Source organism: Streptococcus sp. HJ1 (assembly GCF_052399005.1).
In the GTDB taxonomy this organism is placed as follows: Bacteria; Bacillota; Bacilli; order Lactobacillales; family Streptococcaceae; genus Streptococcus.
Genome location: NZ_CP199005.1, coordinates 1075713 through 1090997 on the forward strand (window position 1 = coordinate 1075713; position 15285 = coordinate 1090997).

A 15285-nucleotide genomic window follows, 5' to 3' on the forward strand; every position below is an offset into this window, starting at 1 on the left:
CTTTTTCTCCTATTCTGGGATTTGTTGGGTGATACAGTGGATATTGCCACCACCTAATAGAATATCTCTGGCTGGTATTCCTACCACTTCACGGTCTGGGAAACACTTGCTGAGGATATCTAGGGCCACTTGGTCGTTTTTATCTTGAAATTGGGGAACAAGGACAGCCTTGTTGGCAATATAAAAATTGACATAGGAAGCTGCAAGACGTTCACCTGCATAACGCTCTTCTTCCCCTTCTTCATAGATGTAGCCTGACAAATCTTCTTCAGTAACGACTTGTAGATTAGCTGGAATAGGAAGCTTATGAATAGTGAAAGTGCGACCTTTTGCATCCGTTTCCTTTTCTAAAAGGGCAAGGTCAGCTGCAGACATGGCATACTGGGGATCGTTTTGATCATCTGTCCAAGCCAAGACAAGTTCAGCAGGACCAACGAAAGCTGCAACATTGTCAACATGTTCATTGGTTTCGTCCTGATAAATACCATAAGGAAGCCAGATAACTTTTTCAGCGCCAAGGCTCTCTAATAAGGTGTTTTCGATTTCCTCTTTACTGAGATGAGGATTGCGACCAGCGCTTAGTAGGCAACTTTCAGTCACAAGAATGGTCCCTTGACCATCGCTTTGGATTGCCCCGCCTTCCAGTACAAAAGGTTTGGCATCGTAAACAGGCATTTCCAATGCCTCAGCAAAACGACTAGCTACTTGGTTATCCTCTTCATAATCTTGATAAAGACCATCTACAGCTCCACCCCAGGCATTGAAAGACCAATCGACTGCCAACTTGTCTCTTTTATCATTGACGAGAATAGTCGGACCAGTATCACGGGCCCAGGCATCATTGGTAGGAATATCTAGATAAACGACCTTGTCTCCGAGATAGGATTGGGCTTCAGATAGATGGTCCCGTTCCACCAAAAGATAAACAGTTTCCCCTTCTGCTATGGTCTTGATAATTTGGCTAAATGCTTTTTTTGCAGCCTTTCCTTGAAAAGGCCATGAACCTGGTCGAGTCGGCCATATCATGAGGGTGCCATGATGGGGTTCGTACTCTGCTGGCATACGATAGCCTGCTTTTTTCGGAGTTTCTATCATGATAATCTCCCTTTAAAATCTTGATAGCCAAAGGCTTTGACTAAGCTGCAGTCACCCTGCTCGTCCATAAGATAGAGACTTGGCAATCCAATACCGTTAAAGGTATTATTTTTGACAAAGGAGTAGATTGCCATGTCTTCAAAGTAAAGTCTATCACCGATTTGGACTGGATTTTCAAAACTATAATCACCAATCACATCACCCGTCAGACAGGTATTAGAAGAAAGTCTATAGGTATGGGCTTTTTCACGCGCATCAAATCCGTTTCTCAAAGGTGGACGATAGGGCATTTCAAGTACATCTGGCATATGGCAGGTCGCAGAGGCGTCTAAAACCAAGATTTCCATACCGTTTTCGACAATGTCCAATACTTCAGTTGCTAGATAACCCGCATTGAGCGCAATAGCTTCACCCGGCTCGATATAGACTTCAAGATTGTAAGTATCTCGGATACGTTTGATTTCAGAAATCAGCAAATTCACATCGTAGTCTTCTCTTGTGATGTGGTGTCCTCCACCCATATTGAGCCATTTGACTTCATGTAAATAAGGTCCAAACTGTTCTTCTACAGCTTTCAAAGTTATCTCTAAATCATCTGCCCCCTGTTCACAAAGGGTATGAAAATGAAGCCCATCCACCAAGTCCAGCAAATCACTCGGTATCTTGTCTAAGCTAACTCCAAAACGGGAGCCAGGTGCACAAGGATCGTAGAGCGCGTGATCTCCTTGAGTTGAACACTGAGGGTTGAGGCGCAAACCGACACTGATACCAGCCTCTCGGCAACGAGGACCGTGTTTACGCAACTGTCTCTCGGAGTTAAAAACGATATGGTCAGATATTTGTAGTAGCTCTTCCATATCTGATTCCTTGAAAGCAGGCGCAAAGACATGGACTTCCCCCGGAAACTCTTCTCTAGCTAACTTAGCTTCATAGAGTCCACTAGCCGTTGTACCAGATAGATACTGGCTAATCATGGGGTAGGTTTTGTAGAGAGAATAAGCCTTCTGGGCCAGTAAAACCTTGCAGCCCGCTTCTTCCTGAACTTGCTGTAAAATATGGCAATTGGCTTCTAACTTGGCCAAGTCAATGACATAGGCTGGTGTGGGTACTTGTTCTAGCTTCATTAGTCCACCATTTGTAGATTTTCAACCACAACCCAAGGTAAGCCGTACTCATTCAAAGCTTCCATGAATGGATCTGGATCCAATTCTTCAAGGTTGTAAACTCCAGGTTGTTTCCAAGTTCCGTTCATAACCAATTTTGTCCCAATCATAGCTGGAACGCCTGTTGTGTAAGAAATTGCTTGAGAACCAACTTCTGCGTAGCATTCCTGATGGTCGCAAACATTGTAGATGTAGATTGTCTTTTCAACGCCATCTTTGATACCTGTAAAGATACATCCGATATTAGTTTTTCCAACAGTACGTGGTCCAAGGCTTGCAGGATCTGGAAGCAAGGCTTTCAAGAATTGGATTGGTACGATTTCTTGTCCGTTAAAATTAATAGCATCTGTACGAAGGAGACCAACGTTTTCCAAGCATTTCATGTGCGTTAGATAAGATTGTCCAAAAGTCATAAAGAAGCGAATGCGTTTAACTCCTGGAATATTTTTTGCTAATGATTCAATTTCTTCATGGTGGAGGAGATACATGTCTTTTTGGCCAACTTGAGGGAAATCATACTCACGTTTGATAGACATAGCTTCAACTTCTACCCATTTTCCATCTTCCCAGTAAGAACCCGGCGCAGAAACCTCACGTAGATTGATTTCTGGGTTAAAGTTGGTCGCAAATGGATAACCATGGTCACCACCATTACAGTCTAGAATGTCGATATAGTGGATTTCATCAAAATAGTGTTTGAGAGCATAGGCTGAAAAGACACTAGTCACACCTGGGTCAAAACCAGATCCAAGCAGAGCTGTCAAGCCTGCTTCTTTGAATTTCTCCTGATAAGCCCATTGCCATGAATAATCAAAGTAGGCTGTAAAACCAAGTTCCTTGCAGCGTTTTTCGTAGATGGCACGCCACTCAGGATCTTCTGTGTCTTCTGCCTCGTAGTTAGCTGTGTCGATATAGTGAACTCCAGTCGCTAAACAAGCATCCATAATGGTCAAATCTTGGTATGGTAAAGCTACGTTCAAAACAGCTTCTGGCTTGTAGCTTTCAATCAAAGCAATCACTTCTTCAACCTTGTCAGCATCAAGAGCGGCTGTCTCAATCTTAGTATTTGTTTTGCCTTCTAATTTAGCCTTCAAGTCATCACATTTTGACTTTGTACGGCTAGCAATCATAATTTCTTTAAAAGTTTCGCTATCTTGGCAAATCTTTGAAATAGCAACTTGGGCAACGCCCCCACATCCAATAACTAATAAACGACTCATTTTTTTCCTTCCTCTTCTTCTAAAATGTCCTCAACATACTTGGGCAACATAAAGGCCCCCACATGTAAGTTTGCAGTGTAGTATTCTGTGAAAAGCTGGCGTTTTTTCCAGCCTTCCTTATCAAAATCTTTGACAGGGTGGTATTTTTTAGATGCAAATCCAAACAACCAATAACCCGCTGGACTGGTTGGGATATGGGCCTGATAAACTCGACTGATTGGAAAGGCTTGATTGACCTTACGGTGCATACTTCGGCAAGCTGACTCATCCTCGTCAAAGAAGGGACTCCCATGCTGATAGATCATGATGCCGTCTTCCTTCAGAGCTCTGTAACTGTTTCCGTAAAATTCCTTGGTAAAGAGCCCTTCCGTATGTCCAAATGGATCTGTCGCGTCGTTGATGATAATATCGTAGTCATCTTCGCAGTTTCGCAAAAAGCGTAGCCCATTTTGGTAGTAAATGGTAACACGAGGATCATCTAGCCCTGCAGCAAAGTCTGGGAAATACTCACGACAGACTTCAACCAACATTTCATCTGGTTCCACAATATCGATTTGTTCCAGTTCAGGATAGAGGGTTAATACTTGGGCAACACCACCGTCACCACCCCCAATAACCAAGACTTTCTTGGGATTCGGGTGGACAGCCATGGGAACGTGAACAGTCATTTCATTGTAAACAAAATCATCCGCATCTGAAAACAAGACATGCCCATTTAAAATCAGTATTTTTCCAAAAGCTGGCGTATCCAAGACTTCGATATCCTGCCATTCACTTTTTCCAGCATAGAGTTGCTTGGCAGTTCTCAAGGACAATTTCACATCTGGAGTATGAACTTCAGAAAACCATAAATCCATCTAGTTCTCCTTTCTCTTAATGACGTTGATGTGATTGACCTCTGGATCTTCCGTCCCTTGGAGGGAGCAACCACGTTCCTTTGCAAATTGGATATAGTCTACAATTTCTCGTGTAATCCGTTCACCAGGAGCCAAGATTGGAATCCCTGGAGGATAACACATGACAAATTCCCCACAGACTTGTCCAACAGAATCATCCAAGGTTAAACTATTTCTTTCTGAATAGAAGGCTTCTTGCGGAGACAGCACTAACTCGGGTTGGATATATTCTCCAGCAATCAAATCTTTTCCATCTCTTGAGTAGAGTCTCTTGATATCAGCCAAAGCACCAACCAAGCGCTCGATATCTTGGATACGATCTCCAATGGAAATATAGGCCAAGATATTGCCGATATCACCAAACTCGATCTGAATGTCATATTCATCCCGTAAGAGGTCATAAACCTCGATACCGGTTAAGCCAATACCCTGAGTGTAGACTGACAACTTAGTAACATCAAAATCACAAACGGAAACACCGTCTATTAACTCTTTAGAGTAAGCATAGTAGCCACCGATAGCATTGATCTCACGACGAGCGTATTCGGATAGCTCAATGACCTTCTCAAAAGACTCTTTACCACGAAGGGCTAAGTTGCGACGCGAAATATCTAGACTAGCCATCAACAAGTAAGAGGCAGATGTAGACTGGGTCAGGTTGATAATCTGACGAACGTACTCAGGGTTCATCTGCTCCCCAATAAGTAAAATGGAGCTTTGGGTCAAACTCCCACCAGACTTATGCATAGAGACCGCCGCCATATCAGCCCCTGCATCCATAGCAGAAATTGGAAGCTTATCTGTAAAATGCAAATGCGCTCCATGGGCTTCATCTACTAAAACCATCATGCCAGCTTCGTGAGCCATTTCCGTTAAACCCTTGAGGTCTGAACAAATCCCATAGTAAGTTGGATTGTTGATGAGGATAGCCTTGGCATCTGGATGTTCCTTTATAGCTTGAGCCACACGGTCATTTTCAAGTCCTAAAGCGATGCCGATTTTAGGATCTACACTCATCTCGATATAGATGGGAATGGCGCCACATAGAACCAGCGCATTGATAGCAGATTTATGGACATTACGTGGCAGAATAATCTTATCTCCTGCCTTGCAGGTGGAAAGAATCATGGTTTGAACAGATGAAGTTGTTCCCCCGATCATGAGAAAGGCATGCGCTGCTCCAAAAGCATCCGCAGCTAATTCCTCTGCGTCTCGAATAATCGAAATGGGATGTCCTAAATTATCTAAGGGTTTCATAGAATTGACATCAATGCCAACACATTTTTCTCCTAACAGTTCGACAAGTTCTGGATTTCCTCGTCCACGCTTGTGACCTGGCACATCAAAGGGGACAATCCTTTTCTTGCGTAGCTTGACCAAGGCCTCGTAAATTGGGGCTTGGTTTTGATCTAACTTCTTCAAGACATACTCCTTTACCGTATTTTTAGCACCTCAAGAAGATAAAGGCGACTAAAGGTTGACTTATGAAAAAAGAGCAGGTTTTCACCTGCTCTGCAATCTTCTGACGTGTGTATTTTGGTTTCTGTTGAGTATGTCTGTTCCTGATGTTTCCTAACTCTCTAGTAGCAAATATTACGTACTTTATTGATCGTTTCACAAGATGACGTGTGCTTTCACCACACTAAAATTTATGAATTAGGACAAATATCCTAACATCAACTTATAAAAGTAGGCTTTTAACCCTATCAATAATGTGGCTTTTCAACCACGCTTCGGCATTCAACCCTGCCTGTCCGTAGGCATTTTTTACTCGGGTTTATATTTGCTAGAAAACATCATCTCATTTTCTAAGCCTTATAACTATATCATGTTTATAAGAGCTTGTAAAGGATTTTGTTAAACTTTTTTTAATAATCTTGTTTTTTGTTCGCGAAATATCTTTCAACAATAAAAAGAAATCGTTTTAAATCGTTATCTGCATAAGAAAAAAGAAACTACAACCATTAGCTGCTTCAATAATCTTAAAGTATAACTTGATATTGAAAATCAATTCTTTTCATCAGATTTCATAAATATTTCCAGCTAGGAAGTGGGAATCAACTGCTCCAATTCTACTTCTGAAAGCTGTCCTTGATTGTAAAGTTTTCTAAGTAAGTCCTCATCTACGGTAATTGAATAGTAATCCGTCACAAACTCATGAAATCGCTCAAAACTGTCAAAGAAGTAGGATAATAACCATTCACCACCGTCCTGATCTTGGTAGGTATTTTGATGCTCTTGTCCATCATACCAGATAAAGAAGGTTGTTTCATCTTTTTGTTCTTCTGAGTATAGGTTTTGATACTTTTCATCCAGTCCTTTATAAAATCCGTCTATGATGTCTTGATTCCACTCATTCGCAGCAAATTGACTCAAACTACTTTCATGATCAAAACCTTTTATGAGGATCATTTTATCAGTCAAAATCACATCTAGAGAATCACCAGAGCCATTGTCGATAAGGTAACGAGCCCCATAGCTTCCCTCAGTCTTAACGATCAATCGAAGCCAGGTCTCATTTGGATCTGTTCGATACTCATCAATGACAAGTAAGGCATCTAAACGTGTCTTGGCATTTTCCCATTCAATTCTTCCCATCTCTTTAGTCCTCCATCTTAAAGCTTAAAATCTATTATGCTTACAAATTCTATAACCAATTTCTATCTATTCCGTCCAACTATACTGTGGAATATTTTCTTCACCAGACAAGTCATCAGGTGTACAATTTTCTAGATGTGCATTCATCACGCACCTGACTAACAGTTGGAGAAAGTACTTAACAAATAGTCACTAAGATATTCCCCTTGAGAACTAAGATTTTCTTATAAAAATCCTTCATTTTTACAAAACAGGTTCGAATATCATCCTTGATTTCTTCCTCTTCATCAAGATAATCCCAAATATCGGGATACAAATCTGCCTTCTTGCATGCTTCCATGCTAAAGTTAGCTAGAGCCCTATCCATGTCAAAATTCTCTAAAGCTTGAACAATCTCAGCTATCTTTGACTTTTCAGTATAGGCTATATATTCCGACACATTTTCTAAAGGGGTCACTCCCAAGACAGCTTCTCTCAAAGGATCGTCATCCATAAATTCTGAACTACTAAAGCCTGTCATAACAAAGAGTAAGGCGTCCCACATTTTGTCAATATCTATCAACGTCTCATTTTCCTTAGTAGAATCCTCTACTAAGTCAAGCAATTCCTCTTCCTGACGAGAATCTCGCATTATTTGGCTTAATTCATTGTCAGATAGATATCGATAATTAGCAATCATTCCCATAATGTTTCCTCCTATTCGTTTCTTAGGATAGCACTGATTTTACTATTTCCCTTTCTTGAAAAGACATAATACTGTTTTTGGACTCTCCTCCTTATTTCTAATCCTCATCTTCTGTCACTTCCCAGACTTCTGACTGGTATCCCTCGCCGTCAATATCATAGCGCTGAGTATAGCCTAAAAATCGCTCTTTATTATTTGCCTTACGAGGTTTGAGAATGTTTATAGCCCAGAACCCGATAAGAATGAGAACTAAAAGCGCTATTACAGTCTCCATGCGATTCTACCTAACCTTTCTTAATAAGCTTCAACCCACTTTTCATTATCCATGATGAAAGGCTTAGCTAGGCCATCACCTGTGTAATCTGCATACTTGGTAGCCAAATATTTGTAACAATCTTCCTTACTCGCAAACTTAATAGCTTGATAAGGCTCTTCAAAAGTCAGTTTCTCTACAAATAAGAAACCCTCCTCAGCTGGCACTAAAATACCAACGTGACCGACAAAAAGATACTCTCCATCCAAATTGTCATGCAACACAACAGACAACATCCGAGCTTTATCATTAAATTGAAACTGGGAGAAGAATTTCTCCATCTTCTGCGCGTGAACTTTTACATCCGTTGTCGCTTCCGTCTCCACCCTAGAAAATAGAATATCAAACTCTTCCTTATCTTTCGCGTCAAATACTTTTCCCTTATCGATAGCATCGTTATCCACAAAAAGTAGCTGGTCATTCTTTTCAAGTTTTGGGATCGTGACTGAATTTTTTAATAACGCATAGCTATTAATACGGCAGTTGGTCCCGACAAAGTCACCCTTTTTTTGATTCCAGAGATTGCTGATTTTCTCTACGTCGTATTCTGTCTTCGTAAAGGAGGCAAAATCCCCACTTAAGCCAGTAGAACCGACAGTCGCATTATAATCTGTGACAAGATTGAAAAATGCATCAACACTATTTGGGTCCAAGTGAGCTGATAAGAGAGATTTGACCTCTTCGGTACTGACCTGATTGTTCAGATTGGTATATGAAGCCGTCCAAGGAACTTTATCCGAACTGGTCTGTGTCTGGTTTGCAGCTTCAGTGCTCGTATTATTTTGCTGACAAGCAGCCAATCCAAGAAATAAGGGCAAACACAGTCCCAAGGCTACTACTTTTCTCGTTCGTTTCATGCAATTCTCCTTCTAGAGTACCATTCTCTATTACTTTTTAAACACTCTTCACTAATCCATCAACAAGTAATCCGTGATTTAGCTTTATTATACTACATAAGTCAAAAAAAGACTGCACGAATCACCTATTCATTACAGTCTTTTTAATCCTATTTTTTATTGAATGACGAAACCTTTAGGCAAAAGCGCAAGTTGCTGGTCCAATTCTTGGCAATGACTGGCTAGCGCTACAGCATCACTGTCTTCTAAAAGATAGTTTTCAGTTGATTGGTTAAAAATAGCTTGGATTTTTTTTCCATCATAATTCCATTCTAGAGCTAGAACATCTGGCTTGATTTCTTGCAGACTATAGGTGCCATGTTGGATAATGCCTGAAACATCCTTACGAAGTTGAATCAATTTCTTCATAAAATTAAGCATCTCATTACTGTCTGAAACACGTTCCCAAGGCATGACACGACGACAATCTGGATCTGGTCCTCCACCTAACTCCAACTCCGTTCCATAGTAGAAACACGGTGTCCCCCTTTGTAAAAAGAGACAGGCAAGTGCCGACTTAACGAGTTGAACATCTCCCTTAGCAGTAGCCAAAATGCGCTCCGTATCGTGCGAATCCAAAAGATTGAACATCACTTCCGAAATCTGTTGTCTATAGTACATTGATTGGCTATTGATTTCATTGATAAACTGATAAGGATTCTTAACCCCTCGCAAGAAATAATCCTTGATGCTGTCGGAGAGAGGATAGTTCATAACTGCGTGGAATTCATCGCCATTTAACCAAGGATGGGAGGTGTGCCAGACCTCTCCAAGAATATAAAGGTCAGGCTTTTTAGCCAAGACAGCCTTACGGAAATCTCTCCAAAATTGATGGTCTACTTCATTTGCCACATCCAGGCGCCAAGCATCAATATCAAACTCTTCAATCCAGTAGGTCGCAACGCTCAACAAATAGTCCCTCACTTGAGGATTGGCCGTATTTAGCTTGGGCATATAGCTGGCAAAGGCAAAGGTATGGTAAGGGAGTTTTCTTGGATCACCCAGCTTATCCTTGGTAACTGGGAACTCTTGAACATGGAACCAGTCTTTATATTCCGACTTTTCACCATGCTTGAGAACATCCTGCCACTGCGGAGACTGATCCCCGATATGATTGAAAACAGCGTCCAGCATGATTTTCATGTCTCTCTGATGTGCCTCCTCCACCAGTTGACGGAAGGTCTCCTTATCTCCAAAATGACGGTCAATTTCGAAATAATCCGTCGTATTATACTTGTGATTGCTTGGGGATTCAAAGATTGGACAGAGATAAAGTCCTGTAATCCCCAAATCTTGCAAGTAATCCAGATAGTCAATAATACCTTGTAAATCACCACCAAAGAAATCGCTCGTCTTTGGCTTGATAGAGGAATCCCAATCTAGGACCCCTTCTGGAGAAATTTCAGGGTTCCCATTAGCAAAACGTTCTGGGAAAATCTGGTACCATACCGTCTCTGCTACCCAGTCAGGAACGTGGCAAGCATCAATCTCATGGATATACGGAATTTTAAAGCCATTTCCTTCATAATGAAGGTTTTCTAGCATATTTTCAACACATCCCTTATCGCCATACAAAATACTCTGACCCTGCTTATCCTTGAGTTCAAAGAGATACTGGAGTCGTGCATAGCCAACTGAAACTTCCGCTTGCCAGTAATCAAATAAGGCATCAGAAGTTACTTTGACCATCTCCTTACTATCTTCATAACGGTCCTCTATAAAGATAAAAGGATCACCATAATGTAAGTTGATGCTTTCAATATCATCTTTCTTGGTCCGGATGCGAATGTGCATTGTCTTGTCTTTATAAAGATAAGCATACTCCGACTCTGATCTGTGGTAAATGGCTGTTAATTCCATTGTTCTGTCTCCTAGTTTACTTTTATTCATCTTGCTGCGCAAACGTTTTCATAATTGTGATTCTAGTATACTACTTTCGTATTTTATTTGCAAGGCTTGTCCGCAGTTTCGAGTGGTTTGATTTTGAGAATATAAAAAAGCAGCCAGTCTTACAACTTGCTACTTTTCAAATGATGATTTACAACTGTCTTTCTAACCATTCTATCTTTTTAAAATCCTTATTGTTATTGTGGTTATTTCGATAGGAATCTTGGGAAGAAGCCTTGTAAATACTTAAATACTGTTCTAAACTTGGAACACGAAACGTGATGTCCTCGAGATGAATCAGCTCTATATCTGATTCCGAAACTCCTGCAAAATCAGGTAAAGAATCGATACTTCCGAATTCAACACTCAGACCATCTTTTTGGAATTCATGCTCATGAATATCTATTAAGGCATAGCCTAAGTGTTTCATCACTTTCATTATCTTGTCCCACGAATAAATTCTGAGATGATCAGGTGCTTCCCAACCTCTAGGGTCACCAGGCACATGAATGTCAATGTCAGACGGCCCCCATTCTTCATTTGAACGGTATTCAAACCCCAAAGACCCCATGAGCGTCGGAGTGATTCCGACTTGGTTTAAATGAGAACAAATTGTTCGAAATTCATCAAATAGAGAATTCATTCCTCCTCCAATCGTTGATATGAAACTCGATTTCGCAGTGAAAAATAAACTAACTTCTACCTTCTACTCTTTCGGTTTTGAAAATACTTCTACTCGCTGAGCTAGGACTTTGATTTCAACAGGTAGGTTATCCGATTTATCGCCGTCAACATCTGACTCCAATTCACTATCTGAAGAGATCTTAATATTACGCGCTCTGATATACTCAATATTATCATTGCCGACAACATCTCCTTTTAGTAAATCCGGAATGACGGATAATTTAGAGAATATAGAAGCATCTTTTAGAATCAAAATATTGGCATAGCCATCTTTGTCTTCTTCAAAGATTTTCTTATCAGCGAAGTAATTTGTCAAGAGAACCAAAACATGACTAGCTTCACCATCATAATTTCCATTTTCCGTCTCAATCTTAATGTTAAAAACCTGATCCGTCATGACAGACTTCATGGTATTTACAGCATAGGCAAGAATACCGAATTTTGTCTTGTCCTCGATTTCCACATTGTGAATCGCCTCAGGCAGAGAACCGATACTAAAGATATAACCAAAATAGTTATCATTCGCTTTACCAATATCAATCTTGTTGGTTAAATTAAAATCGAGTTCATCTATCGCGCCATCGATGTCTTGATTGATTTCCAATAGTTTCGTAATGAGGTTACCCGTCCCACCAGGGATAATCCCTAACTTAGGAATGTAGTCTCTCTCAGCAATACCAGAAATGACTTCATTGACAGTCCCGTCTCCACCAAACACAACCACTGCATCGTACTGCTCACGAGAAGCTTCTTCAGCAAAATGTGTTGCATCTAAGGCTTTTTCAGTAATTTTGGTTTCCACCTGCTCAAAATAATCTTTGGCTTTATTCTCCAGCTTGACCTTATAATCCAAAGCCTTTTCTCCACCAGAGGTAGGGTTAATAATTAACATTACTTTTTTCATTGATTTTCTCCTTAATATTCGTTTGAAACCTTTATATTTCATTATATGAAACTAAATGTACCCCTATTATACAATGAAAATACAGAAAAGAGAAATCTGACGTACCGGAGATTGAGAGAATCAGTTCTAAAAAAAGTTGGATATGCTGAAAATGATAAATACCTTCTAGTTTATTTTTTTACCAATCGATTAAAATCAACCAAATATAAAATCCCAGAAATAAGAGCAAAAATTGCTGAAAAAAATGAAAGGAAGGGGATAAAACCTGTGATAGATGCAACTAAGAGAAACAAAAAACTTTTCTTACGACCGTTTGATTCTTTTCTATAAATGAAAATTGCAAGTATGGAACAAACAAGAAATATAAAACTAATTAAATTTACTGAGAAAGCCCATGCTGGTTTATCAACAAAATGAAGAGCCCCATTGATAAATCTTATCTCCCATCTATAGAAAAATGCAAATGCAATAATGGGAGAGCATGTTAAAGCAAAAATTCCATTAAAAAAAAATAAACTGTTTGATTTCACACTTAATCCTTTTCTGTACTTATTCATCGCTAATTAATAGATTCACTATTTAAAAATTCTTTAGACTTCCGTACGATATAGAGCTGTTCATCTTCTTGAGCGAGTTTACTAAACAACTCATTCGCCCTAGTCATATCTCCTTTTAATTTAGAGTTCAAGGCTTGATAGTAAGTGATTTCCAATTGTTGATATTTAAATTCGTTTTCCAAGTCTTCAAAGTAATCATTGGATTGATGAGCAATTGTTAAATCGTAAAGCGCAATACTTACGCTTTTTGTTTTCTCGGCTACAGAAAGATCTGATATGGACATTTTGTTTAGTATAAGATCAAGCTCATCTCTGGTCAGGTTTGGATTTGCAAGAACTGTCGAGCGAACGAGGTAACTCACTAAGAAATCCCTGTATTTCAGCTTCAGTTTTTGATCAGTCATTGCTTCAGAAGCCTCCTTAATGGCAGCATCGAAATCACCAATCATATAGGAATACCCAACAGATGTTAGCGTCACATCCATTTTTATAATAGCTCTTTTTGCAACTTTCTTCAACTCAATGTATTGCTTCCAAGATGGTAAATCTAAGTCCATATGTAGTAACTTAGTACCACTTCTTAAATACCCTCTTCTGATTATCGAGATCGAAAGGAATAAGAGTACATTTATGAGTATAATACAAAGGGTTTGAATAGTCCTATCTTTCACCATCAAAGCTACAAAAAGAATAAGAAGAACGGCCAAAACAATCGCAACTTTTCTATAAAAAGCATATCTTTTACGTAATTCTAAGTAATTCATTATTACTCCTTTTCTAAATTACAATGTGGCATTGCGAGAACAGTCCTGAATCTTAAATGAGTCATTGACCACTCAAATACTTTCTAATTAATTCCCTAATTTTTCTGATAAAATAGCCCAATGTGACCTGCAAAAGAGGATCATAAAACGGCTTTCATCTTAACTTATAACTTCTCTATTCTATCAAAAACAATCTCTTGCTTTTCGACACTTTCTCGGAGTGGTGACATGCCTAAAATCACTGTAAAAAATCCCAATAATAGAATACTATTAATAACGAGTATGGCACCCTCTGTCCCATCAACAATATTTAGATAGAAAGTAAAACATCCAAGAGTCGGAACAAGGATAAAAGGAAGAAGTTTGTAATGTTTTAATTGACGCTTATTTCCAACTGGTTTAAAGGTTATTTGATAGTTTGAAACTTTATTCTCAAGTCTTTTTTTGACGCTATGACGAGCTCTTATGGCAATGAACCAGAAAGCAAGATAAGCTAGGAAAATGAATAGGCCATATAAGCCTATCTTTAAAGGAAGGTTGTGACTAATCCCATTGTTTCTAAAAAAATTTGTCACAAGCCGATAGCCAGATCCCCCTATTGCTGTACCAATTGCAATCCCAATTGATTTACTCATAGTTGGAGCTACACTCTCAAAACGCATATCTCTTTTATCTAACTTTTGCATTTTTGCAGTAATTTCATCGGGAAGAGACCCCCAGAAATAGGATTTTGGTCTAACAGTCGTCAAATCTAGAATATACTTTTCTCCCTCTACTTCTACTATTTTGAAAAATACTTTATTCGTTTCTTTAAATTTTACTTTCATAGTCACCTTTAAATTCTTCTCAGAGTTAAAAAACTCTTTTCAATAACATTCCTAAATCGTTAGCCCCGTTTTTTAATAATAGTTAAACCAATTTTGACAGACATCTCTTTCGATGTTAACTGTATTGCAATCCCATAATTTGTTTTATCTGATTTATCTATTCTAATTTGGCATGTTGTTTCCTCAGGTAGATCATATTTGCTTTTCAGTTTCTGAAAGAGTTCAGAGTTATTTTCTGGCTGGTAGATAATTTCACTAAGCTTTGTTGTTCCGGTTCTTAACGTTCTTTTTACATTCAAAGAGTCAAAAACATCTCTTTTGACAACTAAGTTAAGAATCTCTTCGTCAAATAAAGGGTCTATCTCCGAATCGTAATGCAACTTGCCATTAGAATAACTAACGGGAACCGTTTTTTTATTTTCTCCGATTTGTATTCTATAGTCACCCTTACCATCTGCCTCGGTAATATCTAGGTCAATTTCATATCTTTTGACTTCGTCACCATTTTTTATATAGACTCTACTTTTATAAGCTTCCAGCCCATTAAAATCCTTCTGCTCTTGTTCCAAAAATTTAAACATGGGATCAAACGTTTTTTCAAACTCGTACTGTTCCTTTGTTCTATTTTGGGGAATAGTTTCAACGCCCAAACTACAAGCATTCAATGAAGATGCTGTCAAAAGAATAACAAGAACTCCAGTTACCCATAAACGCCATTTAAACTTTTTCATATTCTATTTAATCCTTTTTTCGAGTCATAAAAGTAAGATTTTTTCAAAAATTTATAAATGTTTAG

16 protein-coding genes are annotated in these 15285 nt (G+C 39.1%); all 16 read right to left on the minus strand.

Annotated features, from left to right (window positions below; all coding sequences use genetic code 11):
- Window positions 1-9 precede the first annotated feature (9 nt).
- On the minus strand, window positions 10-1095 hold the full coding sequence (gene aguA / locus ACT17O_RS05530; protein ID WP_444817200.1) for an agmatine deiminase: 1086 nt from the start codon (window positions 1093-1095) through the stop codon (window positions 10-12).
- Entirely contained in the window at window positions 1092-2219 is a 1128-nt protein-coding gene (nspC, locus tag ACT17O_RS05535; RefSeq protein WP_070567347.1) for a carboxynorspermidine decarboxylase, read from the minus strand. The genes aguA and nspC overlap by 4 nt, the downstream gene beginning before the upstream one ends.
- On the minus strand, window positions 2219-3478 hold the full coding sequence (locus ACT17O_RS05540) for a saccharopine dehydrogenase family protein (protein WP_444817201.1): 1260 nt from the start codon (window positions 3476-3478) through the stop codon (window positions 2219-2221). The genes nspC and ACT17O_RS05540 overlap by 1 nt, the downstream gene beginning before the upstream one ends.
- The gene (gene speE, locus ACT17O_RS05545; RefSeq protein ID WP_000366713.1) at window positions 3475-4335 is read right to left on the minus strand and encodes a polyamine aminopropyltransferase; all 861 of its coding nucleotides are present in this window, start codon (window positions 4333-4335) and stop codon (window positions 3475-3477) included. Before speE ends, ACT17O_RS05540 begins: the two co-directional genes overlap by 4 nt.
- Window positions 4336-5796 (minus strand): aminotransferase class I/II-fold pyridoxal phosphate-dependent enzyme, encoded by a 1461-nt coding sequence (locus tag ACT17O_RS05550; RefSeq protein ID WP_444817202.1) that lies wholly within the window; start codon window positions 5794-5796, stop codon window positions 4336-4338. It lies immediately after the preceding gene.
- A 621-nt stretch (window positions 5797-6417) separates the two neighbouring features.
- On the minus strand, window positions 6418-6972 hold the full coding sequence (locus ACT17O_RS05555) for a hypothetical protein (protein ID WP_000532577.1): 555 nt from the start codon (window positions 6970-6972) through the stop codon (window positions 6418-6420).
- A 178-nt stretch (window positions 6973-7150) separates the two neighbouring features.
- Complete coding sequence (locus ACT17O_RS05560; protein WP_268725208.1) at window positions 7151-7657, minus strand: YfbM family protein; 507 nt, start codon at window positions 7655-7657, stop codon at window positions 7151-7153.
- Window positions 7658-7754: 97 nt separating this feature from the next.
- Entirely contained in the window at window positions 7755-7931 is a 177-nt protein-coding gene (locus ACT17O_RS05565; RefSeq protein ID WP_180364456.1) for a hypothetical protein, read from the minus strand.
- 20 nt (window positions 7932-7951) lie between these two features.
- The gene (locus ACT17O_RS05570) at window positions 7952-8827 is read right to left on the minus strand and encodes a DUF4300 family protein (protein WP_278276076.1); all 876 of its coding nucleotides are present in this window, start codon (window positions 8825-8827) and stop codon (window positions 7952-7954) included.
- Window positions 8828-8983: 156 nt separating this feature from the next.
- Window positions 8984-10726, minus strand: coding sequence for a glycoside hydrolase family 13 protein (locus ACT17O_RS05575; RefSeq protein WP_278276075.1), 1743 nt, complete (start codon window positions 10724-10726; stop codon window positions 8984-8986).
- Between the two features lie 178 nt (window positions 10727-10904).
- Entirely contained in the window at window positions 10905-11396 is a 492-nt protein-coding gene (locus ACT17O_RS05580) for a phosphoribosylanthranilate isomerase (RefSeq protein ID WP_278276074.1), read from the minus strand.
- 63 nt (window positions 11397-11459) lie between these two features.
- Window positions 11460-12341 (minus strand): diacylglycerol/lipid kinase family protein, encoded by an 882-nt coding sequence (locus ACT17O_RS05585; protein WP_132973438.1) that lies wholly within the window; start codon window positions 12339-12341, stop codon window positions 11460-11462.
- Between the two features lie 170 nt (window positions 12342-12511).
- Window positions 12512-12871: a hypothetical protein gene (locus tag ACT17O_RS05590; RefSeq protein WP_000841611.1), complete on the minus strand. Its 360-nt coding sequence runs from the start codon at window positions 12869-12871 to the stop codon at window positions 12512-12514.
- Window positions 12872-12900: 29 nt separating this feature from the next.
- Window positions 12901-13662, minus strand: coding sequence for a hypothetical protein (locus ACT17O_RS05595; RefSeq protein ID WP_143989601.1), 762 nt, complete (start codon window positions 13660-13662; stop codon window positions 12901-12903).
- A gap of 164 nt (window positions 13663-13826) precedes the next feature.
- Entirely contained in the window at window positions 13827-14489 is a 663-nt protein-coding gene (locus tag ACT17O_RS05600; RefSeq protein WP_278276073.1) for a DUF443 family protein, read from the minus strand.
- A 59-nt stretch (window positions 14490-14548) separates the two neighbouring features.
- A complete protein-coding gene (locus ACT17O_RS05605; RefSeq protein WP_444817203.1) occupies window positions 14549-15220 on the minus strand; it encodes a hypothetical protein in 672 nt (223 codons plus the stop codon).
- Window positions 15221-15285 lie beyond the last annotated feature (65 nt).